Below are 25,365 nucleotides of genomic sequence, written 5' to 3' on the forward strand. Positions count from 1 at the left end.
GGCCCGCCTATTCGGCGGTGGCGCCGGCTTCCTTCGCCACTTTGACCCACTTGGTCGTCTCGGTGCCGATGAAGCTGGCCAGTTCCGTGGGTTTCATGTTCCCGGCCGTTACACCCTGTTCCTCGAAACGTTTGATCACATCGGGCTGTTGCACCGCGCGGGCGAGTTCGGTGTTCAGGCGCTGCACGATCTCGGGCGGCGTGCCGTGCGGCGCCATGAGCGCGAACCATGTCGTCATGTCGTAGCCCTTGAGGCCGGCTTCGTCGAGCGTCGGCACACCAGGATAGGCGGGCGAGCGCGCCTTCGTGGTCACGGCCAGCGCGTGCACCTTGCCGGCCTTGATGTGCGGCGAGGCCGAGGGGCTGGTCTCGATGGCCATCTGGATCTGCCCGCCCATCAGGTCGGCCATCATCGGCGCGCCGCCCTTGTAGGGCACGTGCACGATGTCGGTCTTCGTCATCGAGCGGAACAGTTCGCCCGAGATGTGCTCGGTGCTGCCGTTGCCGGCCGAGCCGAAGTTGACCTTGCCGGGGTTGGCCTTGATGTACGCGACGAGTTCGGCCACTGTCCGTGCAGGCACCTTCTCGTTGACGATCAGCACGTTGGGCGTGGAAGCCGCGAGCGCGACGGGATCGAAGTCGCGCTGGAAGTCATAGGCGAGCTTCTTGTAGAGGCCCGGCGCGATCGCGTGCGCGATGGTGGCGAGGAACAGCGTGTAGCCATCGGCCGGCGCCTTCGACGCGATGGTCGCGCCCACGGTGCCGCCTGCCCCGCCGCGGTTGTCGACGATCACCGGCTGCTTGAGCGATTCGGAGAGCTTCTGGCCGATGGTGCGCGCGACGATGTCGGTGGTGCCCCCGGCCACGAAGGGGACGACGAGCGTGATGGGTTTCGTCGGCCATTCGGCGGCGGATGCCGCGCCGCTGGCGAGCATCAGTGCGGCGATGGTGGTGCGAAGGAAGGTGTGTCGGTTCATGGTCTTGAGGTCTCGGTGTTGTTGTGGAGGTGAAGGGTCTCGCGCATTCAGTCCGCGCCCAGCCGCAGCCGGCTCGGCAGGCGCTTCTCGATGGCGAACTTCAGCAGCGCCGCGCAGCGGAAGATGCCGTGCGCGAACTTGCCGTAGGGCAGCGTGAGAAAGAGCGCCATCACCACGCCCAGGTGCACCGCGAGCAGCAGCGCCATGAAGCGGGTGTCGCGCCAGGCCAGCAGCGCCAGGCCGGTGAGGCTGGTGAGCAGCAGCAGCGCGATGAAGCCGCGGTCCATCGGCCGCTGCGCCGCGTCGCCGTGCGCGGCGTGGCGACGCAGGTTCAGCCAGAGCAGACCGACGGGACCGATCGCGAGGCCGATGCCGCCTGCAGCGCCCAGCAGCACCGGCAGGCTCGTGAGCGCGTAGGGCGCGTGCAGGTCGAACAGGTAGTGATAGAGCGTCGCCACGCAGGTCGAGGCAAAGCACAGCATGAAGCCGTAGAAGGTGAAGTGATGGAAGCGCCGACGCCAGAGGGTGAAGCGGTCGTCGTCGTTGTTGCATCCCTCGCCGTGGCCGCCGTCGAGGTACTTCAGGCGCAGCGCGTCGTGCGCGGCTTCGGCGCCGGCCGCGCGGCGCACGCCCGGCAGGTCGGGGGCGTTGCCTGGATCGTTCGCGGGCGACACCTCGCGCCAGAAGCGGCGCGTGCCCATCGCCAGCGCGAACATCACGAACAGGAACACCGCGCCGAACACCAGGGCGAGGAAGTTGTGCGGAAAGATCGCGTAGAAGTTGCCCGCAAGCGGTTCGTGCAGCAGCGCGCCCGACATCGCCACGGCCAGCACGAGGAACAGCGCGAGCCCGCCCGCCAGTGCGAGCGCGACGGTGAGCCCGGCCTTTTTGTAGAGCGCGCCCATCACGGGCGGCCATGCGTAGTCGTGGTAGGTCTGCAGGCGCACTTGCGCCATCGCTTGTGGCACGTTCACCGCGAACTCGTGCGGCGGTGCGTACTGGCAGGCATGCAGGCACGAACCGCAGTTGTGGCAGAGGTTTGCGAGGTAATGCGTATCGGCCTTGCCGAATTCGAGCCGTCGCGTCATCGCGGGGAACACGGCACAAAAGCCTTCGCAGTAGCGGCAGGCGTTGCAGATCTGCAGGATGCGTGCGACCTCGCCTTCAGGCGCGGTCAGCGGCAGGGCGGGCTGGATCGGGATCACGCGCGACGTGGGATTGCCGCCGATGCCGTCGGCATCGGCACGGGCGCGCGCGACGAGGTCAGTGAGCTGCTGCAAGGGCGGCCTCCGGAGATTGCTTTGAGACGTTCTTTGCTGCGTTCGCCGCTTGCGTGCCGGCGATGCGCCCGAAGGCCGTGCCGATGCTCATGCCCACGCCAGCCGTGTAGCCCTTGCCCAGCACGTTGCCGGCCATCATTTCGCCGGCCACGAAGAGGTTGGGGCTCGGCCGGCCGCCGAAGCGCACGGCGGCGGTCTCGTCCACCTTCAGGCCGAGATACGTGAAGGTGATGCCGGGGCGCAGGGGGTAGCCGTAGAAGGGTGCGGTGTCGATCGGCCGCGCCCAGTGCGTCTTGGCGGGCGCGAGGCCTTCGGTGTGGCAATCGTCCAGCGCCGTGTGGTCGAAGCGGCCGACGCGGCAGGCGGCGTTGTAGTCCTGCACGGTGCGAACGAAGGCGGCTTGGTCCAGGCCGAGCTTCATGGCGAGTTCGCCGAGCGTGTTTGCCTGCGTGCCGGTGAACACCGGCGGCATGAAGCGCCCGACCGCTTTCTGATCGATGACCGACCAGGCGATCTGCCCCGGCTGCTGGGCCACGAGCCGGCCCCAGATCGCGTAGCGCTTGGGCCAGAAGTCTTCGCCCTCGTCGTAGAAGCGCTGCGCGTCGCGGTTGACCACCACGCCGAGCGACACGCAGTCGATGCGCGTGCAGATGCCGCCGTCGTACAGCGGTGCGCGCGCGTCGATGGCCACCATGTGGCCCTGCGACGGATCGCCGATGCTGTCGGCGCCCGCATCGATCATGTGCTTGAGCAGCACGCCCTGGTTGAAGCGCGTGCCGCGGATCAGGAAGTTGTCGGCCGGCCATTCGCCGCGTTCGTTTCGGCCCCACGCTTCGCGCAGCCACTCGCGGTTCGACTCGAAACCGCCCGAGGCCAGCACGCAGCTTTTTGCCGCGATGCGCCCGCCGGCTTCGGTGTGCACGGCAACGAAGCGGTCGCCGTCGAGTTCGACCGAGGCCACGGGCGAGTCGTAGCGGATCTGCACGCCCAGCCTTTCGGCGCTGCGGTAGTAGGCGTTGACGAGCGCCTTGCCGCCGCCCATGAAGAAGGCATTGGTGCGCGCCACGTGCAGCGCGCCCGACAGCGGCGGCTGGAAGTGCACGCCGTGGCTGCGCATCCAGTCGCGGCAGTTCGACGAGGCGCGGATCACCAGCCGCGCGAGGTGCTCGTCGGTGAGGCCTCCCGTCACTTTCAGCAGGTCGTGCCAGTACTCCTCTTCAGGGTAGGCATCGACCAGCACATCCTGCGGCGCGTCGTGCATGCAGCGCAGGTTGCGGGTGTGCTGCGAATTGCCGCCACGCCATTCTTTGGGCGAAGCCTCCAGCAGCAGCACCGAAGCGCCGGCCTCGCGCGCCATCAGCGCGGCGCACAGCGCGGCATTGCCGCCACCGACAACCAGTACGTCTATCACTCGTGGGTCTCCTTGGAATGCAGGAGACTTTAGGGAGTGAAGCCTTCACGCGAAAGGCCAAAAGAAGCAACAGGTGTTCAGTGATCGAGAAGACTTGCGCCGGCCCAGCGGCCTTCGCGCACCAGCGTGCGCGCGGTCTCGGCCACCACCACGCGCGCGGCCAGCGCGGCGGGCGAGAGCTCGTCGTCCGACAGACTCACGAGCAGGTTGCGCCGGCCCACGTGCGCGTCGGAAATCTGCGTGAGCACGAGATCGTCGCGGTCGCGCCGCGCCGTGGCGGCGCCGGGCTGGATGGTCGCACCGTGGCCGGCGCGCACCGCGTCCATCAGCAATGCCAGGCCATCGACCTCGGCCACGATGCGCGGCGCCACGCGTGCCCGCGCAAAGGCGGCCATCAGCGTGGCGCGCAGGCCGTGGCTGCCGCTGGGCAGGATCAGCGGCACTTCGGCCAGCTGCGACAGCCGCACCTTCGCACCGGTGGGGCGCGGTGACAGCGTGGGCGAAGCGATCACGAAGAGCTTTTCGGCCAGCAGCGGCGCCACGCTCCAGCGCCGCGGCGTGTCGGTCTGGAACAGAACGGCCAGGTCGAGCTGGCGCGCGTGCAGCATCGTCGTGAGGTGCCCTGACAGCGCCTCGACCATGTGCAGGCGCACTTCGGGGTAACGCGCCTGCATGGCCTGCATCAGCGGCACGCCCAGCACGGTGGCGGTGGTGGGAGCCAGGCCCACGCTCACATGGCCCGACAGGCGCGCCTGCTGGGCGGCGCGCACGGCGTCGTCGGCGTGGCGCAACGTGAGCTGCGCCTGGTGCAGGAAGGCCAGGCCCGCGTCGGTGGGCATGACGCCGGTCGAATGGCGGCGCAGCAGCCGCGTCGAGAGTTCGCTTTCGAGCCGGCTGATCTGCTGGCTCAGCGCCGAGGTGACCACCCCCAACTCCACGGCCGCGCGGCCCATGCTGCGAAGCTCGCAGACCTTGACGAAGTAGCGCAGTTGCCGGAGTTCCATCGCCCGATCATCGCGCAGGCGCCGTCGGCCGCGAAAACAGCGGGCGGCGCGCGTCTTATTGTTTGTAGCTGTCGTCGATGCGGTCGAGCTTGCGGATCAGCGAAGGCCAGACGAACTGGCCGCCCATGCCGCCGGTCTGCACCTTCATTGCCTGGCCCACGCCCTCGACGATCTTGGGGTTCACCTGCGTGAGTTCACTGCCGCCCGACTGCGCCGCAATCTGGATCTGGCAGGTGTTCTCGAAGGTGTACATCGAGAGGAAGGCGTCGGCGATGGTCTTGCCGCAGGTCAGCAGGCCGTGGTTGCGCAGCATGAGGAAGTTGGCGCTCCCCATGTCGGCCTGCAGGCGCGGCTTCTCGTCGTCGCGAAAGGCCACGCCTTCGTAGTCGTGGTAGGCCAGCGAGGCCAGCACGAAGGTCGACTGCTGGCTGATGGGCAGCACGCCGTTTTTCTGCGCGCTGACGGCAATGCCGGCCTTGGTGTGGGTGTGCAGCACGCACTGGATGTCTTCGCGCGCGGCATGCACGGCGCTGTGGATCACGAAGCCGGCCGGGTTCACGGGGTAGGGCGAGTCGATGATCTTGTTGCACTGCTGGTCGACCTTCACCAGGCTCGACGCGGTGATCTCGTCGAACATCAGGCCGTAGGGGTTGATCAGGAAGTGGTGCTCCGGGCCGGGGATGCGTGCGCTGATGTGCGTGAACACCAGGTCGCTCCAGCCGTACAGCGCCACGAGGCGATAGCAGGCGGCAAGGTCGACGCGCAGTTGCCACTCCTCGGCGGAGACGAGCTTCTGGATTTCGGGTTGGGTGGTGGCGTTCATGGCGTGGTGTCCTTTGGTGGTTATGGAGTTCGGCATCAGGCCGCAGCCGGCTCTTGCAAGGCCGCCTTGTAGATGCTTTGCTTCGGCTGTGCCATCAGGCGGCGCAGCATGGGTTCGAATTCCCCGATCGGCAGGGTCTCGGCCTTGGGGTCGAAAGCGGGGTTGTCGTAGAGAGCGCAGAACTCGGCCGTGCGCTCGTAGTGCGGATGGTCCTTGAAGCTGTCGCGCATGTCGCGGTCCAGCCCGATGTGATGGAAGAAGTAGTGCCCCTGGAAGATGCCGTGGTGCTGCACCATCCAGTGATTGGCTTCGCTCACGAAGGGCTTGAGGATGGCGGCGGCGATGTCGGGGTGGTTGAAGCTGCCGAGCGTGTCGCCGATGTCGTGCAGCAGCGCGCACACCACGTACTCCTCGTCGCGGCCGTCGCGCAGCGCGCGCGTGGCGGTCTGCAGCGAGTGCGTGTAGCGGTCGACCGGAAAGCCGCCGTAGTCGCCTTCGAGGATCTGCAGGTGCTTGATCACGCGTGCGGGCAGGCCGCCCGCGAACTGCATGAACTCGCCGCCGATCAGCTGCCAGTCTTCGCGCGTGCTTTCCTGCATGCTCCTGAAACTTGCGCGTGCGTTGCTCATCGTGAGGTCTCCGTTCTTGTGGGTGCCGGTCACTGTATGCCTGCGCTTGACGCGGAACTGTCAAGAATTTGACAATGCGGGGTTCTGGTAAACCCCCGCCCGCATGGCCGCTTCGTCCAAACCCCGCCTCTCTGCCGCGCATCGCGGTGCCCTCGAGGGCAATCCATGGTTCACCAGCATTCCGCGCGCGCAGCGGGAGGCGCTGCTCGGCGCGGCCGAGCTCATCCATGCACGGCGCGGCGCGATGGTGTTTCGCCAGGGCGATCCCATTCACGCGGCTGGCGGCGGCTTCTATGGGCTGGTGGCCGGCACCATCAAGATCTCGTCTCTGCGGCAGGACGGGCGCGAGGCCATCCTCGCCGTGCTGGAGCCCGGCAACTGGTTTGGCGAGATCACGCTGATCGACGGCTCGCCGCGCACGCACGACGCCACCGCGCTGGAAGCGCTCGACCTGCTCGCAGTGCCGCCCGCGGCTTTCGTGCAGCTGATGCGCGACGTGGTCTTCTCCAACGCCATCGCCGCGATGCTGGCGGCACGCGTGCGCATGCTCTACGGCCTGACGGAAGACGCCATGCTGCGCAGCCTGCGCGCCCGCGTGGCGCACCGGCTGCTGGTGCTGGCGCGCGGCGATGCCACGCAATCGGTGCACCTGCGGCACCAACTGCAGCTGCCGCAGGAGGCGCTTGCCATGATGCTGGGCGTGACGCGGCAGACGCTGTCGAAGGAGCTCAATGCGCTGGCAGGCGAGGGCGTCGTCGCACTGGGCTACGGGCGCATCGAGCTGCGGTCGATCGATGCGCTGCAGGCGCTGGTGAGCACGGGTTGAGCCCGTGCGCAGGCATCAGCGCAATACGCGGCCGTCGGCGGAGATGCTGATGAGGTCGATGCTGCGCACGCTGTCGCGCAGGCCCGGGCGCAGGTTGATGCGGAAGCCGCCCACGTCGTAGTCGGTCATGCCGGACATCACACGCAGCAGGCTCGCCGTGTTGAAGCCGCGGCCCGCGCGGCGCACGGCCTCGCCGGCCGCCTTGGCCGCGATGAAGCCTTCGAGGCCTTCGTACGACGCGGTCTGGTCGGAGTTGTCGACGGCCGCAAGGTACTCCTTGACGATGGGAATGGCCGATGGCCGCGGCGAGGGCACCACCTGGGAGATCACGATGCCGCCGATGTCCTTGCCGAGCGTGGCGTAGAGCGGGTCGATGCCGACGATGGAGAAGGCCATGAAGTTGCCCGCATAGCCGCTCTTGCGCAGCTTGCGGATGGCGTTGGCCGTGGTGCCCGAGAGCGACACCAGCACAATGGCCTGGGGCGACTGCTGCTGCACCGCCTTCAAGGCTGCGTCGAGCTTGTCGCCGGTCGGCGGCACCAGTGCGGTTTCGACCAGCGGCGTGAGCTTGAGTTCGCTGATGGCCTGCTCGACGGCCGCGAGGCCGGCGCGGCCCATCGCGTCGTCGTCGCCCACCAGCGCCACGCGGGTCTGCCCCACGGTGGCGCACTGCTTCACGATTTTCAGGGCCTCGTCGATCATGCCGGGCCGCACGTGGAACACGTTGGGATGGTCGGCGCCGCGCAGCGTGTCGGAGGCCGCGAAGGGCGCGAACAGCAGGCTGCCCTGCTGCGTCGCAACGTTGGCGCCGGCCTCGCTGCTGGCCGTGCCGACGAAGCCGAAGAGCATGTCAGCCTTCTGGGTGGTGAGCAGGGTGCGCGCGTTGACGGCGGCGCGGGCCGCGTCGTAGCCGTCGTCGAGCTGCAGCAGCTTCAGCTGCAGGCCGCTGGCGGCGTTGCGTTCGTTGAAGTCGCTCACCGCGAGGCGGCTGCCGGCGGCGAAGGCGGTGCCGATCTCGTTGGCACTGCCCGTGAGCGGCACCGATTGCCCAAGCAGTACGACACGCGGTGCGCCGGCCGCCGTGCGCGCGGACTGCGCCATGGCGGGGTGAGCAATGCCGATGCCGCTGCCCAGCATCACCGCGCCCCATGCCTTGCCCAACCACTCTCTGCGTGATCCGTTCATTGGACACCTTCTTTCACATTAGTAAAAAAGTGTAGCAATTTCGGGGCCAAGGGGGAAGGCGGGTTAGCTCGGCCTCCTGGTCGCGAGGAGCCGGCTCAGGACAGCTGCTGGATGCGGATCAGGCTGCCTGCAGGATCGCGTACGGCGCAGTCGCGAACGCCGTACGGCTGGTCGGTCGGCTCCTGGACGATCTCGGTGTCGCTGGACTGCAGCCGTGCGAAGGTGTCCTCGAGATCGGGGGTGGCCAGCAGGATGGCGGCATAGGTGCCCTTGGCCATCATCTCGGCGATGGTGCGGCGCTCGTCGTCGGTGATGCCGGGGTAGGCGGCCGGCGGCGCCAGCACGATGGACGTGCCGGGCTGGCCGGCGGGGCCGACCGTGATCCAGCGCATGCCCCCGTATCCGACGTCGTTGCGGACCTCGAAGCCGAGGAGGTCGCGGTAGAAGGCCAGGGAGGCTTCGGGGTCGTTGTGGGGGAGAAAACTCGCGTGAATGGTGATGTTCATGGTGCTCGGTCCAGTCCAGGTGTTGTCAGGCCGGCCAGTCTAGATTCGGACCTTCGAGTGGCGCTTCTCGATTCCTGATCGGTCTGGTGACCTGTTTCGCCACGCACGCCGGCATTCCCGCGGCCGCATGCGCGGCTTGGCGCCGGTAGGTGCTGGGCGGCACGCCGACCAGTTCGGCGAAGCGCGTGCTGAAGGTGCCCAGCGACGAGCAGCCGACCTCGAAGCAGACCTCGGTGACGTTGAGGTCGCCGCGGCGCAGCAGTGCCATCGCGCGTTCGATGCGCCGGGTCATCAGATAGGAATAGGGCGACTCGCCGTAGGCGAGCCGGAACTGGCGGCTGAGGTGTCCGGCCGACATGTGCACGCCATAGGCGAGCGCCTCGACGTCCAGCGGCTGTGCGTATTCCCGGTCGATGCGGTCGCGAACGCGGCGCAGCCGTGCGAGGTCGCGCAGATGCTGCGCCGCTTCGGGTTTGCTGGTCATCCGCGGGATCGTGCCACGCCCCACCGGGGCGCTCAAGCCCGCTGACAGGGCGTGGTCAGGTCGATGCGACCCGCTCGAACACCAGGTCCCACACGCCATGCCCCAGCTTGATGCCGCGGTTCTCGAACTTGGTGAGAGGGCGGTAGCCGGGCTTGGGTGCATAGCCTTCGGCCGTGTTGCGCAGCAGCGGCTCGGCCGACAGCACTTCGAGCATCTGCTCGGCATAGGGCTGCCAGTCGGTGGCGCAATGGATGTAGCCGCCAGGGCGCAGGTGCTGCGCGAGCTTGGTCACGAACTCGGGCTGGATCAGGCGGCGCTTGTTGTGGCGCTTCTTGTGCCACGGGTCGGGGAAGAACACGTGCACGCCGGCCAGGGTGCCGGGCTGCAGCATGTGGTCGAGCACGTCGACCGCGTCGTGGGCGCAGATGCGGATGTTCGACAGCGACTGCTCGCCGATGCGCTTGAGCAGCGCGCCCACGCCGGGCTCGTGCACTTCGCAGCAGAGGAAGTTGGTCTCGGGCAGCACGGTGGCGATGTGCGCAGTGGCCTCGCCCATGCCGAAGCCGATCTCCAGCACCGTAGGGCCGGCGCGGCCGCCGAAGGCGGCAGTCAGGTCGAGCGGTTCGGGCTTGTAGGGCAGCAGGAACAGCGGGCCCAGTTCGGAAAAGGCGCGTGCCTGGCCGTCGGTGGTGCGGCCGGCGCGCTTCACGAAGCTCTTGAGGCGGCGATGCAGCGGGTGCGGCTTGGCCGCGTCGTCGCTGCCTTCGGAAGAGGGCGCATCGTCGCTGCGCGGGAGGTCGTTGGACACGGTGTCGGGAGAATTCATTACGGCTGCGAATTGTAGAGAGCGCGCCATTCGGGCACCCAGCCGGCCAGGGCGTCCGCGCAGCCGGTGGCCGTGGTGGGTCGCAGGCCGAGCACGCGCGCGGCGCTGTCCAGTGCGGCCAAGGCAGCTTCGGGCGTGCCCGTGTCGATCGAGGTGGCGCCGTTCTGCTTCGACAACTTGTCGCCATCGGCGCCGCGCACCAGCGGTGTGTGCAGGTAGCTGGGTGTGGGAAAACCGAGCGCGCGCTGCAGCAGGATCTGGCGCGCCGTGTTGTCGGTGAGGTCCTCGCCGCGGACCACGTCGGTCACGCCCTGTTCGGCATCGTCGACCACCACGGCGAGCTGATAGGCCCACGGGCCATCGGCGCGGCGCAGCACGAAGTCGCCGACTTCGCGGCTCACGTTCTGGCACTGGCGGCCGAGGCGGCGGTCGGTCCAGCAGAGTTCGCTGCCGGCATCCGGGGCGTCGGCGTCTTCTTCCTCCCAGGGCACGCCCGGTGTGGGCGGCTGGTCGGCTTCGAACTTCGCGGTGGCGAAGCGCCAGGCGCGCGCCGGCTTGCCGTGCAGTCCGTTGCGGCAGGTGCCGGGATAGACCCGCTCGCCGTGGCGCTCGTGCCGCAGGCCGAGGCGCGCGAGCGCCTGGTTGATGTCCTTGCGCGAGCAGCCGCAGGGGTAGGCCAGGTCGCAGGCCTGCAGCCTGGCCAGTGCGGCTTCGTAGCGCGCGGTGCGCTGGGTCTGCCACACGGGGGCTTCGTCGGGCAGAAGGCTGCAATCGGCCAACTGCTGGAGGATGTGCTCGCCCATGCCGGGCAGGCAGCGCTCGGTATCGGCGTCTTCGATACGGACCAGCCAGCGCGCCTGCGGACCGCGGGCGCGCACGTCGAGCCAGCTTGCCAGCGCTGCCACGAGAGAACCCGCATGCAGCGGGCCGGTGGGCGAGGGCGCGAAGCGGCCGGTCTCCCTCATCATCTCCCGGTCAGATGACTTCGAGTGCGAGCGACAGGCCGGAGAGGAACGCGTCTTCCACGCGGTGGCCGGTGCACCAGTCGCCAGCCACGCCGATGCGCGCCTTGGCGTCCCAGAGGTGGGTGGTGCCCATCGGCACCTGTGTCTGCGCTTCGCTCCAGCACAGCGCCTGGGCGTGCGCGGGGGTGGCATGGACGCCGGTGATCTCGGCGAAGGCGCGCAGCAGCTTGGCCTCGACGCGCGTGGGCGTGTCGCGCACGTGTTCCTGCGACCATGCGGCGCTGGCCTGCAGCGTCCAGCGTTCGACGGGCTCGCGGCCGGGCTTGGAGGATTCGCGCGCCAGCCATGCCACGCGGTGGTGGGTACTGCGCGCCGCATTCCACTGCGGGCCGAGGTGCGACATGGTGGGCTGGTTGGCCTGGGGGTAGGCAATCATCAGCGTCCAGCAGGGCGCGATGCGCACGGGTTCGATCTTGCGGCTGAGCGTGGCCGAGAGCTTGCCGTTGCCCAGCAGCGCGCGGGCGCGCGAAGGCGGCACGGCGAGCAGCACGGCGTCGAAGCCCGAATACACGTGCCGGGAGTCGTCGGTGCCCGTGGTGCGCAGCTGCCAGCGCTGGGGGGCAAGTGCATCGGGCTCGATCTGCGTGACCTGCGTGCCGGCGACGAGGCTGTCGCCGAGCGGCTTGGCCCAATGGGCCACCAGCGCATCCATGCCGGGCTGCGCCACCCAGTGCGGCTCGAGCGAGGGCAGGGCCGCCTCGGCTACGCGGCCGTGGGCGTCGAGCACGCGCACGAGGTTGGCGCTCCAGCGCTTGCACAGGCCGGGCGTGCTTGCCAGCGCGAGCGCAAAGCGCGGGTCGCGCACGGTGAAGTACTGCGCGCCGCTGTCGAAGCGGCCGAAGGCGGTGTCGATGCTCGCCATGCGTCCGCCGGCCGTGGCCTCGCGTTCGAACAGCGTGACCTTGTGGCCGGCTTGCACCAGCGTTCGCGCACAGGCCACCCCGGCAATGCCAGCGCCGACGACGGCGTAATGGCGCGGGGTGGCTGGGGTTCGGTGGCGGACGGAGGGCTTGGCAGTTGCGCGAGTGCTCATTGCAGACTCTTTTCTTCTGGGTGGGAATGCGGTTGGATGTGTCTGCACTCTACATCGGTCCGAGAGGGGCTTCGCCTGAGGGCACACCCTTAGCGAAGCCGCGCGATCCTCGGCAATACTTATCGGCCCCGATGCCGATCGAGCAACGCGCGCCGCGTGCCTTCGTGCTCGAACTGCGCCAGCCACCATTCGAGCGCCTTCCCCGGCTTGCCCGCGCTGCGCACGCGCCATGCGCAATGCATCGTTCCAAGTGGCGGCTTGCGCTCCGTCTTCAGCTCGACCAGGTGCCCGGCCTCGATGTACGGCCGCGCCATCGGCTCCGGCAGGAAGCCACCGCCCAGCCCGTGCAGCTGCGCCGCGATCTTGGCCTGCATGCTCGGCACGGTGAGCACGTCCTGCCCGCTCACGAGGTTCACCGTCATGCTGGGGCCGTGCCGCGCCGAATCGGCTGCGGCCACCGCGCGGTGCTGCCGCATCACCGCGTCGCTCAGCGGCTCGGACACGCGCGCCAGCGGATGTTGCGGCGCCACGGCGTAGACGAAACGCAGCTCGCCGATCAGCCGGCTGCGGATGCCGGTGGCGGTGAACGTCAGGCTCGCCGCATCGAGCACCGCGCCGATGGCCAGGTCGGCCTCGCCGGTGGTCAGCGCCTCGATGGTGCCCAGCAGCGTCTCGTCGCGCAGCTTGAGCCTCGTCGGCGGCTCGAGGGCGAAGAAGGCGGTGGCCAGGTCGAGCAGCGGGTCGCGCGCGATCACGCTGTCGACCGCGATGGTCAGCATCGGCTCCCAGCCCGTGGCCACGCGCTTCACCCGGTTGGCCACCGCATCGATCTCGGCCAGCAGCCGGTCGGCCTCGCGCAGCAGTTCGGCGCCGGCCTCGGTCAGCCGCGCCTGGCGGGCGCTGCGGTCGAACAGCAGCACGTCGAGCGCGTCCTCGATCTGGCGCACGCGGTAGCTCAACGCGCTCGGCACGAGGTTCAGCGAGCGGGCGGCGGCAGCAAAGCTGCCGGTGCCGGCCACGGTCTGGAGCATGGCGAGGGCGTCGGGGGTCAGCACGTCTCGGGGGCTGGGCATAGGGGCTCCATTGATCAAATTATTTGAATGGTGCCATCAAACCGAGGCGTCTTTCCGAATGGGGTGCGGACCTAAAGTTCTTCACATCCGCTGCGCATCCGGCGCGGCATACGAAAAAGGCCCGCACACCCCAACGGGGCAGGGCCAAAGGAGTTCGACGATGTTGCAAGTCCGTAAATCTCAGGAACGCGGTTATGCCGACCATGGCTGGCTGCGCTCGTTCCACAGCTTTTCCTTCGCCGGTTACTACGACCCTGCCTACATGGGTTTCGGCAACCTGCGGGTGATCAACGAAGACCGCGTGGCGGCGGGCGCCGGTTTCGGCACCCACGGCCACAAGGACATGGAGATCATCAGCTACGTGCTCTCGGGCGAACTGGCGCACAAGGACAGCATGGGCAACGTGGAAAGCATTCCGCCGGGCGACGTGCAGCGCATGAGCGCGGGCCGCGGCGTGATGCACAGCGAGTTCAACCACAAGGCCGACGAGACCACGCACTTCCTGCAGATCTGGATCGAGCCGAATGTGCGCGGCATTGCGCCGGGCTACGAACAGAAGCAGTTCACCGACGCCGAGAAGCGCGGCAAGCTGCGCCTCGTGGCCTCGCCCGACGGCAGCGACGGCTCGGTGACGGTGCATGCCGATGCCCGCCTGTACGCCGGCCTGCTCGACGGCGAGGAAAAGGCCGGCCTGGCGCTCGACCCGCAGCGCAAGAGCTATGTGCACCTGGTGCGCGGCGAGCTCGAAGTGAACGGCCAGAAGCTTGTCGGCGGCGACGCCGCGATGCTGCAAGGCGAATCGCAACTGACGCTGGGCGCCGGCAAGGACGCCGAAGTGCTGGTGTTCGACCTGGCCGCCTGATCCCCCTTGCCGGGCGCGTGGTGCGCCCGGTTCTTTTCTTTTCTCTTTTTTCTTTTTCAACAACCGAGGAGTTTTCAACCATGGCAACCGCAACCGCAACCACCACCAATTCCACACAAGACACGCTCGCTCTGATCGGCCGCATCCTGGTCGCCTACCTGTTCATTCCCGCCGGCATCGGCAAGCTCATGGGCTTCGGCGGCACGGTCGGCTACATCACCTCGGCCAGCCTGCCGCTGCCCGAAGTAGCGGCGGCCATCGCGATCCTCATCGAACTGGGCCTTGGCATTGCGCTGCTGCTGGGCTTCAAGACCCGCTGGACCGCCATCGTGATGGCGATCTTCTCTGTGGTCACGGCGCTGTTCTTCCACAAGTACTGGTCCGCGCCCGACGCGATGAAAATGATGCAGCAGATCAACTTCAACAAGAACATCGCGATTGCCGGTGGCCTGCTTGCGATCGCTGCTTTCGGCGCTGGTCGGTTCAGCATCGATAGAAAGTAAGCTCTTCCTGGAGGCTTCGCGCACTTCGGGTCGTTTCGGGGTGCGCTCATGCCGACGGGGTACCTTGCTCCGCGAATGTCCCCCGGCCTGCGGCCTCCTCCTTTATTTCGCTGCACAAGGCACCCCATCGGCGTGATCGTTCAGCAGGGCGGTTGAACTGCCGGCATGAGCAGAGCGCCCTTCGTGCACAGGGCACCGGGTGCTCCCCGCAGCGAAATAAAGGAGGAGCCGAAGGCGGGGGACATTCGCGGAGGGGAGTACCCGGTGTCCTGTGCACGCACCCCGAACAAAAGCACCCCGAACAACCCACAGTCACTGGAGAAAACATCCCATGGCAAACATCGTCGCCGTCTTCCATTCCGGCTACGGCCACACCCAGCGCGTGGCGCAAGCCGTGGCCGATGGCGCTGACGCCCAATTGCTCGCCATCGACGCGGACGGCAACCTGCCCGAAGGCGGCTGGGAACTGCTCGCCGCGGCCGACGCGATCATCTTCGGCTCGCCAACCTACATGGGCGGCGTGAGCTGGCAGTTCAAGAAATTCGCCGACGCGTCGTCGAAGGTCTGGTACACGCAGGGCTGGAAGGACAAGCTCTTCGCCGGCTTCACCAACAGCGCGACCATGAACGGCGACAAGGTCACCACCATGACCTACCTCTGGACGCTCGCGATGCAGCACGGCGGCATCTGGGTCAGCATGGGCATCCTGCCGGCCAACAGCAAGGCCGCCACGCGCGACTCGATGAACTACGTGGGCGGCTACGGCGGCCTGCTGACGCAGTCGCCGTCCGACGCCAGCCCGGCCGAAATGCCGAAAGGCGACTTCGACACCGCCCGCGCGTTCGGCGAGCGCATCGGCACAGTGGCAAGATCGCGCGAATAACCGGCAACCCCACGGAGAACACGATGGCCGACACCAACCCCGAGACCCAATTGCTCAACCCGCACGACAAGGACCTCGGCGGTGGCTTCAAGGTGCGGCGCCTGCTGCCCGCGGCGCAGCGCCGATCGGTCGGCCCGTTTGTGTTCTTCGACCATTTCGGCCCGGCCACCGAGCAGCCGGGCACGGAGCACGACGTGCGGCCGCATCCGCACATCGGCCTCTCGACGGTCACGTATCTCTTCAAGGGCGCGATGATGCATCGCGACAGCCTCGGCAGCGTGCAGGAGATCCTGCCCGGCGCCATCAACTGGATGACCGCGGGGCGCGGCATCGTGCACTCCGAGCGCAAGCCCGAGCGCCTCAAGGCCGACACCTACGTGAACCACGGCCTGCAACTGTGGGCAGCATTGCCGCAGGCGCATGAAGAGATCGAGCCCAGCTTCGAGCACACGCCGGCCGACGCGATTCCCGAGTTGAAAGAGCAGGACGCCGGCGTGCGCGTGCTGGTGGGCGAGGCCTTCGGTGCGCGTTCGCCGGTCAAGACGCTGTCGCAGACCGTGTACCTCGACATCGCGCTGCCGGCAGGCGGGCGCTTCGTGCTGCCCGCGCTGGCGCCCGAGCTGGCCATCTATGCGGTCGATGCCGATGTCAGCGTGAACGGCGAGCCTGTTTCCGTGCACACCATGGCCGTGCTGCCCGACGGCCAGGGCGCGGTGCTGGCTTCCGACACCGCCGCGCGCCTGATGGTGATCGGTGGCGGACCGCTCGACGGTCCGCGCTACATCACCTGGAACTTCGTCTCCAGCCGGCGCGAGCGCATCCTCGAAGCCGGCTCCGACTGGGCCGCCCAGCGCATGGGCCATGTGCCCGGCGAGACCGAGTTCATTCCGCTGCCCGGCAAGCCTTTTGGCGTGCGCGAGCCTGATGTGGGCACTACGCCGGTCTGATCTCGAGTGCCCGTTGTCCGGAGCGCGTGCGCAGGCGTTGTTTCGCTCGATCAACAAGTGCCATGAAAAAGGGCCCGTTCAACGGGCCCTCTGCATTGGCGAAGCGCGCGGGTCATTCGCCGCTGAGGGACACCGCCTCGGCCGGTGGCGAGCCTTCCGGCGCCTTCGGCAGCTCGACCATGGCCTTGCGGCCGCCACGAGCGCGCCACGCCGAGTAGCCCACGCCCGCCAGCAGCAGCGCGCACAGGCCGATGAAAGTGCCGCTGATCGGACGCGTCACGAACACCGACATGTCGCCGCGCGAGAGCAGCAGTGCGCGGCGGAAGTTCTCTTCCACCATTGGCCCGAGCACGAAGCCCAGCAGGATCGGCGCGACCGAGAATTCGAGCGTCATCAGCACGGCGCCGACGATGCCGAACACCAGCACTTCCCAGATCTGGAACAGGCTGTTCTGCGTGCTGTACACGCCCGTCGCAATGAAGAACATCGCGGCCGGGAACAGGTACTTGTAGGGCACCTTCAGCAGCTTCACCCACACGCCGATCATCGGCACGTTCAGGATCACGAGGATCACGTTGCCGATCCAGAACGAGGCGATCAGGCCCCAGAAGATGTCCGGATGCTCGGTGATGAGCTGCGGGCCGGGCTGGATGCCCTGGATCAGCAGCGCACCCAGGATCAGTGCCATCACCGCGTCGCCCGGAATGCCCAGGCTCATCGTCGGGATGAAGTCGACCTGCGTCTTCGAGTGGGCAGAGGCCTCGGGGCCGGCCACGCCTTCGATCATGCCGGTGCCGAACTTGTTCGGCGTCTTCGACACCTTGCGCTCCAGCGCATAGGCGATGAAGGTGGTGATGGTCGGGCCCGTGCCGGGCATTGCGCCGAACACCGTGCCCACCAGCGTGCCGCGCAGCATGGCGGGGAAGGCGCGCTTGAGTTCTTCCTTGCTCGGGCGCATGTCGCTGAGCTTGAGCGTACCGGTGTCGCCGATGGCCTTCATGCGGTTCACGTTGAGCAGGAAGTCGGCCACGCCGAACAGGCCCATCGAGATCGCCACGAGTTCGAGGCCGTCGCTCAGTTCGGGCAGGCCGAACGCGAAGCGGAAGCTGCCGCTGTTCACGTCGGTGCCGACCACGCCGCACAGCAGGCCGAACAGCGTCATCGCCACGCCCTTGAGCGGCGAGCCGCGGGACATGGTGGAGCCGGCGAGCAGGCCCAGCAGCATGATCGAGAAGATCTCGGTCGGGCCGAACTTGAACGCGATCTGCACCAGCAGCGGCGAGGCGAAGATCATCACGATGATGCCGACGGACGCCGCGAAGAACGAGGCGATCATCGTCACCCCGAGCGCGACGCCCCCCTTGCCCTGCTTGGTCATCGGGTACCCGTCCAGACAGGTCACCGCGTGCGGCGGGTGCGACGGCATGTTCATCAGGATGGCACCGATGGCGCCGCCGTACTGCGAGCCGTAGAAGATGCCGGCCAGCATCAGGATGGCGGGCACCGGATGCATCGCGTAGGTGAGTGGCAGCAGGATCGAGATGGCCTGCAGCGCGCCCATGCCCGGCAGCACACCGATCAGGTTGCCCACCAGCACGCCGAAGAACGACCACAGCAGGTTGGAGCCCTGGAACGCAACGCCGAAGCCGAACCAGAGGTCGTGAAGCGATTGACCGATCATGATCTCAGCCTCCCCATTGGAACAGGGGCAGCTGCAGCTTCAGCGCCCACCAGAAGACGACCACCGCGATGAACGACATCGCGAGCGAGAGCAGCAAGGCTTCGGTCAGCGTGTTGTCGCGGTCGCCGAGCGCTGAGATGAACACGATCGCGAAGGTGGCTGGCAGGAGGCCGCCGTACTCGCCGAACAGCAGGAACGCGAGGATGCCGAGGATGATGCAGATGCAACCGCGCATGTCGGGCATGCCGCCCGGATGGCCGTGCGACGCAGCCTCTTCACTGGCGCCGCTCGCGGGCTTCTCGGCGCGCGCCGAGATGGCAATGAGCAGGCCGGTGAGCGCCAGCAACCCGCCGAGCGCAACCGGAAAGAAGCCCGGTCCCATGTGCGCCAGCTCGCCCACGCGGTAGCCGATGCCGGCGTATACCGCGGCCAGTCCGATGACGATCAGCAGGGCGCCGCCGTAGTAATCTTTTTTGAATTTTGAAGCGGGCCGGGGCGCGTGCGAGACCGGATCTTCACCGAGCTGGTGATGCATTGAGACTCCTTCGTTTGGAAGGAGCGGAGTCTAGGAATCGAGACTTTCAATCGCCTTTCGGATCACGTCCAAACGGCCCGGTGGCCCGCAAAATACGTGTATTCACGTACCGGCATATGCGGTGAAACCCTAGCAAAAAGGACCTCAGAAGGCGCACAGCGGCAGCCTCAGGATGGCGCGCAGTCCGCCGCCGTTGGCGCTCTCCGGCATGTCGGCATTGTCGAGTTCGATCTCGCCGCCGTTGCGCCGCGCATAGCTGCGCGCAATGGTCAGGCCAAGGCCCGCGCCGTGCGCAGCATCGGCGCCTGCGGAAGGGGCGCGATGGAAACGCTCGAACACCTGCTCGCGCCGTTCGGGCGCAATGCCCGGTCCGCTGTCGCACACCTCGGCCAGGGCGTACGAAGCCTCGCGCCGCACGGTCACGGTGATGTTGCCGCCGCGCGGCGTGTACTTGATGGCGTTGTGCACGAGGTTGGCGAGCGCCTCGTGCAACTCTGCGGCGTTGGCCGCGACGGGCAGCACGGGCGGGTCGTTTTCCTCGCCGGCCTCGTCGGTACCGTCGATGTCCGCCACGCCGTTCGCAGTGTCGCCGCGCGCATCGACCCAGCCCAGGTCCTGGTCGTTCTCGCGCGCCAGCGGCAGGTACTGCAGCACCACGGCGCGCGCGATGGCGTTGAGGTCGGCCACCGCGGGCTCGGCCGGGGCGGTCTCGTCTTCGGCGGTGGCGTGGGCCAGTGCCAGCAACTGTTCGCTCAGGCGGCGCGTGCGCGCGAGCTGCGCGACGATGGCGTGCAGCGACTCGCGCATGCGCGCCGGATCGGTCTCGCGCACCGCGTAGCCCGCCTGGATCGACAGGATGCTCAGCGGCGTGCGCAACTGGTGCGAGGCATCGGCCAGGAACTGCGATTGCTCGGCCACCATGCGCCGATGGCCCGCGATGTGGTGGTTCACCGCGTCGACCAGCGGCACGACTTCCTGCGGCACGCCGCTGGCGTCGAGCGGCTTCAGGTCGTCGCGCGAGCGTTCGCGCAGCGAGCGGCGCAGGCGCTCCAGCGGGCGCAGCGACCAGGCCACGCCGAGCCACACCAGCAGCGCCATCACCAGCACCATGCGCGTGTCGCGCAGCAGTTCCTGGCGCAGCGTCTCGGCCTGGGCCTCGGTGCGCGGGCCGATGCCCTCGGCTGCCTGGATCAGCACGCTATAGGCAACGCCGGGGTGGACGTCGTCGTACACCGTCTGCCGCAGCGCGGCCACGCGCACCGGATGCTGCTCGTGCACCGCGTCGTAGAAGACCGGCGTGCCGTCGGTCGGACGCTGCGCCGGGCGGGGCAGGCCAGGCACGCCCATCAGCGTGGTCTCGGGCGAGTTCACGTCCAGCGTCTCGCCTTTGGGAATGCGCTGCACGCCGACGTGCAGGTACTTGTAGCGCAGGTGCGTGGACTCGAACATTGCCTGGATCGAGAACGGCTCCTGCACGCGCACGCTGCCGTCGCCGGCCACCACGATGCCGTTGGCCAGCGCCTGCACGGGTTCGAGCAGGCTCTGGTCGTAGGCGACCACCAGCGAATCGGTCAGCGCCTGATAGTCGCTCCAGCTGTCGAGCGCCAGCAGTGCGACGATGCCGGGCAGCAGCAGCGCGAGCAGCCGCGCGCGGATGCCGAAGCGCCGCACTTGCTGCGGCGCCGGCTCAGTCGTCTTCGCCGGGGCGTTCGGGGTGGAGTGCTGGGGCAGAGGATCCATCGGCAATGCTCTCCAGCATGTAGCCCAGGCCACGCACGGTGACGATGCGCACGTCGCTGTCCGCGAGCTTGCGCCGCAGCCGGTGCAGCACCACCTCGATGGCGTCGGGGCCGGCGGTGCTGTCGTTGGTGAACACCTTGGCAAAGAGCTGCGACTTGCCGACCGGCGCGCCGCTGCGCATCAGCAGGGCGGTGAGCGCGGCCTGTTCGCGCGGCGTGAGCGACAGCAGCGCGCCGCGCAGCGTGAAGGCGTGGCTCTGGCTGTCGTACGACAGCGAGGCGCACTGCAGGCGCGGGTGCTGCTTGCCGCGGCTGCGGCGCACCAGGGCCGACAGGCGCGCTTCGAGTTCGGCCAGCTCGAAAGGCTTGGTGAGAAAGTCGTCGGCACCCAGGTTCAGGCCGCGCACGCGATCCTGCAAGGCACCCTGCGCGGTGAGGATAAGCACCGGCGTGCGGTCGTCGGCATTGCGCATGTCGGCCAGCACGCTCAGGCCGTGCTTGTCGGGCAGGCGCAGGTCGAGCACGATGGCGTCGTATTCGGTGCCGGCCATGAAGCCCTCGGCGGTGCGCGCATCGGGCGCATGGTCGGCCACGAAGCCGCTCTGGGTCAAAGCGCGGACCAACCACGAGGCCATGTCCAGTTCGTCTTCCACCAGGAGGATCCGCATCCGGCGCCCTTGTTACTTCTTGATGCCGAGGTCCGGATCTTCGGATGCGCGGGCACTGGCGCGGGCCGAGCGCGCGCTCAAGTCGGGCGCCAGGGCCTCGCGGCCGTCGAACACGAAGCAGTCGCCCTGGTAGTGCGCGCTGCCGACTTCCTCGAAGTACTTGAGGATGCCGCCTTCGAGCTGGAGCACATGCTCCACGCCTTCCTCGCGCATCAGGATCGCGGCCTTCTCGCAGCGGATGCCGCCGGTGCAGAAGCTCACGACCGTCTTGCCCTTGAACTCCTCGCGATGCGCCTTGAGGGCGGGCGGGAACTCGGTGAACTTGCCGATGCGCCAGTCGATGGCGCCTTCGAAGCTGCCGTAATCGACTTCGAAGGCATTGCGCGTGTCGAGCAGGGCGATCTCCCGGCCCTCGTCGTCATGGCCCTGGTCGAGCCAGCGCTTGAGCGTAGGGGCGTCCACGCCGGGCGCCCGGCCCGCGGCGGGCTGGATGGCCGGGTGGTCCATGCGGATGATCTCGCGCTTGAGCTTCACCAGCATGCGGCGAAAGGGCTGCGCGGCGGACCAGCTTTCCTTGGCCTCGAGGTCGGCAAAGCGCGCATCGGCGCGCAAATGGGCCAGAAAAGCCCGCACCCCGTCGGTGGGGCCGGCCAGGAACAGGTTGATGCCCTCGGGTGCCAGCAGGATGGTGCCCATGAGTCCCAGGGCCTGCGCGCGGGCGCGCAGGTCTTCGCGCAGCACGGGGCTGTCGTCGATGGCCACGAACTTGTAGGCCGCGATATTCAAAATCTCTTGCACGGGGCGGGATTCTAGGTGTCGCCGCGGTGCCCGCCGGGCTCGGGGCCTCTGTCCGGCAGGCCGGCGGCGATTTCTGGGATTGCCAACCCACATCGTGGAGGCGGCGCTTTCTACAATGAAAGGATGTTTGTTCACCTGCGCCTGCACACCGAGTTTTCCGTCGTCGACGGCACCAACCGAATCGACGAAGTCATCAAGGCCGCCGCTGCCGACAAGCAGCCCGCGCTGGCCATCACCGACCTGAACAACCTGTTCGGCGCGGTCAAGTTCTACAAGCAGGGCCGTGGCAAGGGCGTCAAGCCCATCATCGGCGCGGAAGTGTTCGTGGAAGGGCTGGGCAAGGAGCCCGGCGTGCTCACCCGCATCGTGCTGCTGGTGCAGAACATGGAAGGCTACCTGAACCTGTCCGAGCTGCTGGCGCGGGCCTGGACGCAGAACGTGGGCCGGGGCCAGTCGCAGGCGGCCTGCAAGATGGAATGGGTCGAGGAGCTGGCGGGCGGGCTGATCGCACTCTCCGGCGCCCAGGCCGGGCCGCTGGGGCAGCCGCTGCTGCAGGGGCAGGGCGAGCGCGCGGCCGAGCTGGCACTGCGGCTGGCGGGCATCTTCCCGCATCGCTTCTACATCGAGCTGCAGCGCGCGGGCCGGCCTGAAGACGAACCGCACGTGATCGCCGCGGTGCAGCTGGCGGCCCGGCTGCACCTGCCGGTGGTCGCCACGCACCCCGTGCAGTTCGCTGCCCGCGAAGACTACGAGGCGCACGAGGCGCGCGTGTGCATTTCCGAAGGCGAAATTCTTGGCAACCCGCGCCGGGTGCGCCGGTTCACCGAAGAGCAGTACTTCAAGTCGACAGCCGAGATGCAGGCACTGTTCGCCGACGTGCCGAGCGCGCTGGCCAACACGGTCGAGATCGCCAAGCGCTGCAACCTGACGCTGGTGCTGGGCAAGCCGCAGCTGCCGGACTTCCCGACGCCTTTCATCAGCGAAGGCGTGCGCATGCCGATCGACGACTTCTTCCGCCAGGAATCGTTCGACGGGCTGGAGCAGCGCCTGAAGCATCTCTTTCCCGACGAGGCCAGGCGCGAGGCCGAACGCCCGCGCTACGTCGAGCGGCTGGAGTTCGAGATCAACACGATCCTGAACATGGGGTTCCCGGGCTACTTCCTGATCGTGGGCGACTTCATCCAGTGGGCCAAGAACAACGGCTGCCCGGTGGGCCCCGGCCGGGGCTCGGGTGCGGGTTCGCTGGTGGCCTACGCACTGAAGATCACCGACCTCGATCCGCTCGAATACAAGCTGCTGTTCGAACGTTTCCTGAACCCCGAACGCGTCTCGATGCCCGACTTCGACATCGACTTCTGCCAGGGCAACCGCGACCGCGTGATCGACTACGTGAAGGACAAGTACGGCCGAAACGCCGTGAGCCAGATCGCCACCTTCGGCACCATGGCTGCGCGCGCGGCCATCCGCGACGTGGGCCGCGTGCTCGACATGAGCTACATGTTCTGCGACGGCATCAGCAAGCTGATTCCGAACAAGCCGGGCATGTCGGTCACGCTGCAGTACCCGCCCGAGAAGAAGATCGAAGGCGACAAGAACAACTACGCCATCGAGATGGAGCCGCAGCTCGCGGAGCGCATCGAGAAGGAAGAAGAAGTCAAGATGCTGGTCGAGCTCGCGCAGAAGCTCGAAGGCATGACCCGCAACATCGGCATGCACGCGGGCGGCGTGCTCATCGCGCCGGGCAAGCTCACCGACTTCTGCCCGCTCTACCAGCAGCCCGGCAGCGAATCGGCCGTGAGCCAGTACGACAAGGACGACGTCGAAGCGATCGGCCTCGTGAAGTTCGACTTCTTGGGACTGGCGACGCTCACCATCCTGGAGATCGCGCGCGAGTTCATCATGAAGCGCCACAAGGGCCAGGAGAACTTCGCGTTCGAGAACATCCCGCTGAACGACGCGGCCACCTACCGGCTCTTCTCCGACGGCAAGACCGAGGCCGTGTTCCAGTTTGAAAGCCGCGGCATGCAGGGCATGCTGAAGGACGCGCGGCCGACACGGCTCGAAGACCTGATCGCGCTGAACGCGCTGTACCGTCCGGGCCCGATGGACCTGATTCCCAGCTTCGTGGCGCGCAAGCACGGCCGCGAAGAGGTGGAGTACCCGCACCCGGCCGTGGCCGAGATGCTGTCGGAGACCTATGGGATCATGGTCTACCAGGAGCAGGTGATGCAGACCGCGCAGATCCTGGGCGGCTACTCGCTCGGCGGCGCCGACCTGCTGCGCCGCGCGATGGGCAAGAAGAAGCTCGAGGAGATGGCCGAGCACCGCGAGAAATTCCGCGCGGGCGCACTGGCAACGCACGGCATCGTCCAGGACAAGGCCGATGAAATTTTCGACTTGATGGAGAAGTTCGCGGGCTACGGCTTCAACAAGTCGCACGCCGCCGCCTACTCGCTGCTGGCGTACCACACGGGCTGGCTCAAGGTCCACTACACGGCCGAGTTCTTCTGCGCGAATATGACCGTGGAAATGGACGACACGGACAAGCTCAAGCTGCTGTTCGAGGACGCCCAGAAGAACTTCGGCATCACCTTCGAGCCGCCGGACGTGAACCGCGGCAACTACCGCTTCGAGCCGGTCACCAACAAGATCATCCGCTACGGCCTGGGCGCGGTGAAGGGCACGGGCCAGCTCGCGGTCGAGGCCGTGGTGCGCGCGCGCGAAGAGGGGGGGCCGTTCAAGAGCCTGTTCGACTTCTGCGTGCGCATCGACCGCCAGCGCATCAACAAGCGCACGGTCGAGGCGCTCATCAAGGCCGGCGCGTTCGACGCGATCCAGCAGAACCGCGCGTCGCTGATCGCCTCGGTCGATCGCGCCTTCGAATTCGCCAACGCCACGGCGGCCAATGCGGCGCAGGTCGACATCTTCGGCGACGCGGAGCACGGCTCGGCCACCGCCGAGCCCGACCTCGTCGACGCCACGCCCTGGGGCGTGAAGGAGCGGCTGACGCTCGAGAAGACGGCCGTGGGCTTCTACCTGTCAGGCCACCTGTTCGACGAGGTCTCGCACGAGGTGCGGCGCTTTTGCAAGCGCGAGATCGGCGACCTGCTCGACAGCCGCGACCAGCAGGTCATTGCCGGCATCGTGAGCGACTTCCGCGTGATCAACGGCCAGCGCGGCCGGCTGGCGATCTTCAAGCTCGACGACAAGTCGGACTCGATCGACGCCACGGCCGACGAGGCACTCATCAACGCCAACCGCAACACGCTGAAGGACGACGAGCTGGTCATCGTCAGCGGCCGGTTGCAGCCCGCGCGCGGCGGTTTCGAGGCGCGCTTCCAGGTGCAGCAGGTGTGGGACCTGGCCACCGCGCGCTGCCGCTTCGGCAAGTTCCTGCGCGTGGCGGTGAACGGCAAGGCACCGGACATCGCGCGCCTGCTGAAAGACTTTCCGCCGCGCACCGAGCAGTCCGAGGTCGGCGACCTGATCCAGGGCCTGCCGGTGCGGCTTTCGATGGCGCGTGGCGGTGCGCAGGTCGAGCTGCAGCTGGGCGAGCGCGCCAAGTTCTTCCCGACCGATGCGGCGCTGGCCAGCTGGACCGCGCAGGCGGAAGCCGGCAAGGCGCAGATCGTTTACGACTGAGCCCGAGCGGGGGTGAAGGGCGCGTC

At 67.8% G+C, this 25,365-nt stretch carries 24 protein-coding genes; 6 read left to right on the forward strand and 18 right to left on the reverse strand.

Translation table 11 applies throughout. The features are described 5' to 3' along the window. Window positions 1-7: 7 nt before the first annotated feature. From ACEN9N_RS07555 to ACEN9N_RS07580, 6 genes are all read right to left on the reverse strand, one after another. Window positions 8-976, reverse strand: coding sequence for a Bug family tripartite tricarboxylate transporter substrate binding protein (locus ACEN9N_RS07555; RefSeq protein WP_495655790.1), 969 nt, complete (start codon window positions 974-976; stop codon window positions 8-10). A 47-nt stretch (window positions 977-1,023) separates the two neighbouring features. Next, entirely contained in the window at window positions 1,024-2,256 is a 1,233-nt protein-coding gene (gene tcuB / locus ACEN9N_RS07560; protein ID WP_413312025.1) for a tricarballylate utilization 4Fe-4S protein TcuB, read from the reverse strand. Further along, window positions 2,240-3,667, reverse strand: coding sequence for an FAD-dependent tricarballylate dehydrogenase TcuA (gene tcuA, locus ACEN9N_RS07565; protein WP_495655791.1), 1,428 nt, complete (start codon window positions 3,665-3,667; stop codon window positions 2,240-2,242). Before tcuA ends, tcuB begins: the two co-directional genes overlap by 17 nt. 77 nt (window positions 3,668-3,744) lie before the next feature. Continuing rightward, entirely contained in the window at window positions 3,745-4,671 is a 927-nt protein-coding gene (locus tag ACEN9N_RS07570) for a LysR family transcriptional regulator (protein WP_495655792.1), read from the reverse strand. Between the two features lie 55 nt (window positions 4,672-4,726). Next, entirely contained in the window at window positions 4,727-5,494 is a 768-nt protein-coding gene (locus ACEN9N_RS07575) for a class II aldolase/adducin family protein (protein WP_007834916.1), read from the reverse strand. A gap of 35 nt (window positions 5,495-5,529) precedes the next feature. Beyond that, a complete protein-coding gene (locus tag ACEN9N_RS07580) occupies window positions 5,530-6,123 on the reverse strand; it encodes an HD domain-containing protein (protein WP_413312021.1) in 594 nt (197 codons plus the stop codon). A 103-nt stretch (window positions 6,124-6,226) separates the two neighbouring features. Between ACEN9N_RS07580 and ACEN9N_RS07585 the strand changes: the two genes are divergently transcribed. Next, on the forward strand, window positions 6,227-6,949 hold the full coding sequence (locus tag ACEN9N_RS07585; protein ID WP_007834912.1) for a Crp/Fnr family transcriptional regulator: 723 nt from the start codon (window positions 6,227-6,229) through the stop codon (window positions 6,947-6,949). 15 nt (window positions 6,950-6,964) lie between these two features. Here ACEN9N_RS07585 and ACEN9N_RS07590 read toward each other — a convergent pair whose 3' ends face one another. From ACEN9N_RS07590 to ACEN9N_RS07620, 7 genes are all read right to left on the reverse strand, one after another. Continuing rightward, a complete protein-coding gene (locus ACEN9N_RS07590) occupies window positions 6,965-8,134 on the reverse strand; it encodes an ABC transporter substrate-binding protein (RefSeq protein ID WP_495655793.1) in 1,170 nt (389 codons plus the stop codon). A 95-nt stretch (window positions 8,135-8,229) separates the two neighbouring features. Continuing rightward, complete coding sequence (locus tag ACEN9N_RS07595) at window positions 8,230-8,640, reverse strand: VOC family protein (RefSeq protein ID WP_478178744.1); 411 nt, start codon at window positions 8,638-8,640, stop codon at window positions 8,230-8,232. 25 nt (window positions 8,641-8,665) lie between these two features. Next, a complete protein-coding gene (locus tag ACEN9N_RS07600; RefSeq protein ID WP_007834906.1) occupies window positions 8,666-9,124 on the reverse strand; it encodes a helix-turn-helix transcriptional regulator in 459 nt (152 codons plus the stop codon). Window positions 9,125-9,179: 55 nt separating this feature from the next. Continuing rightward, the gene (gene trmB / locus ACEN9N_RS07605) at window positions 9,180-9,950 is read right to left on the reverse strand and encodes a tRNA (guanosine(46)-N7)-methyltransferase TrmB (protein WP_413312013.1); all 771 of its coding nucleotides are present in this window, start codon (window positions 9,948-9,950) and stop codon (window positions 9,180-9,182) included. Next, complete coding sequence (gene gluQRS / locus ACEN9N_RS07610) at window positions 9,950-10,915, reverse strand: tRNA glutamyl-Q(34) synthetase GluQRS (protein WP_413312218.1); 966 nt, start codon at window positions 10,913-10,915, stop codon at window positions 9,950-9,952. The genes trmB and gluQRS overlap by 1 nt, the downstream gene beginning before the upstream one ends. A gap of 10 nt (window positions 10,916-10,925) precedes the next feature. Further along, entirely contained in the window at window positions 10,926-12,008 is a 1,083-nt protein-coding gene (locus ACEN9N_RS07615) for an NAD(P)/FAD-dependent oxidoreductase (RefSeq protein ID WP_495655794.1), read from the reverse strand. Between the two features lie 119 nt (window positions 12,009-12,127). Continuing rightward, window positions 12,128-13,081 carry a LysR family transcriptional regulator gene (locus tag ACEN9N_RS07620; protein ID WP_007834898.1) on the reverse strand — a complete coding sequence of 318 codons (954 nt, stop codon included), beginning with the start codon at window positions 13,079-13,081 and terminating at the stop codon, window positions 12,128-12,130. Between the two features lie 160 nt (window positions 13,082-13,241). Here ACEN9N_RS07620 and ACEN9N_RS07625 point away from each other — a divergent pair, with 160 nt between their 5' ends. The 4 genes from ACEN9N_RS07625 (at window position 13,242) to ACEN9N_RS07640 (ending at window position 16,276) form a co-directional block, all read left to right on the forward strand. Continuing rightward, window positions 13,242-13,943: a pirin family protein gene (locus tag ACEN9N_RS07625; protein WP_007834897.1), complete on the forward strand. Its 702-nt coding sequence runs from the start codon at window positions 13,242-13,244 to the stop codon at window positions 13,941-13,943. 80 nt (window positions 13,944-14,023) lie between these two features. Further along, a complete protein-coding gene (locus tag ACEN9N_RS07630; protein ID WP_413312009.1) occupies window positions 14,024-14,446 on the forward strand; it encodes a DoxX family protein in 423 nt (140 codons plus the stop codon). Window positions 14,447-14,777: 331 nt separating this feature from the next. Next, window positions 14,778-15,329 carry a flavodoxin family protein gene (locus ACEN9N_RS07635; protein WP_495655795.1) on the forward strand — a complete coding sequence of 184 codons (552 nt, stop codon included), beginning with the start codon at window positions 14,778-14,780 and terminating at the stop codon, window positions 15,327-15,329. A gap of 23 nt (window positions 15,330-15,352) precedes the next feature. Further along, the gene (locus tag ACEN9N_RS07640; protein ID WP_413316292.1) at window positions 15,353-16,276 is read left to right on the forward strand and encodes a pirin family protein; all 924 of its coding nucleotides are present in this window, start codon (window positions 15,353-15,355) and stop codon (window positions 16,274-16,276) included. A 112-nt stretch (window positions 16,277-16,388) separates the two neighbouring features. Here ACEN9N_RS07640 and ACEN9N_RS07645 read toward each other — a convergent pair whose 3' ends face one another. The 5 genes from ACEN9N_RS07645 to ACEN9N_RS07665 form a co-directional block, all read right to left on the reverse strand. Then, complete coding sequence (locus tag ACEN9N_RS07645; RefSeq protein WP_007837948.1) at window positions 16,389-17,957, reverse strand: tripartite tricarboxylate transporter permease; 1,569 nt, start codon at window positions 17,955-17,957, stop codon at window positions 16,389-16,391. Window positions 17,958-17,961: 4 nt separating this feature from the next. Further along, a complete protein-coding gene (locus ACEN9N_RS07650) occupies window positions 17,962-18,492 on the reverse strand; it encodes a tripartite tricarboxylate transporter TctB family protein (protein ID WP_495655796.1) in 531 nt (176 codons plus the stop codon). A gap of 144 nt (window positions 18,493-18,636) precedes the next feature. Further along, on the reverse strand, window positions 18,637-20,232 hold the full coding sequence (locus ACEN9N_RS07655) for a sensor histidine kinase (protein ID WP_495655797.1): 1,596 nt from the start codon (window positions 20,230-20,232) through the stop codon (window positions 18,637-18,639). Beyond that, window positions 20,180-20,899 (reverse strand): response regulator, encoded by a 720-nt coding sequence (locus ACEN9N_RS07660; RefSeq protein WP_495655798.1) that lies wholly within the window; start codon window positions 20,897-20,899, stop codon window positions 20,180-20,182. The genes ACEN9N_RS07655 and ACEN9N_RS07660 overlap by 53 nt, the downstream gene beginning before the upstream one ends. 12 nt (window positions 20,900-20,911) lie before the next feature. Then, the gene (locus ACEN9N_RS07665; RefSeq protein WP_042674241.1) at window positions 20,912-21,697 is read right to left on the reverse strand and encodes a sulfurtransferase; all 786 of its coding nucleotides are present in this window, start codon (window positions 21,695-21,697) and stop codon (window positions 20,912-20,914) included. Window positions 21,698-21,820: 123 nt separating this feature from the next. Between ACEN9N_RS07665 and dnaE the strand changes: the two genes are divergently transcribed. Further along, complete coding sequence (gene dnaE / locus ACEN9N_RS07670; protein WP_007837965.1) at window positions 21,821-25,339, forward strand: DNA polymerase III subunit alpha; 3,519 nt, start codon at window positions 21,821-21,823, stop codon at window positions 25,337-25,339. Window positions 25,340-25,365: the final 26 nt, after the last annotated feature.

This window comes from Variovorax sp. Varisp46 (assembly GCF_059491885.1).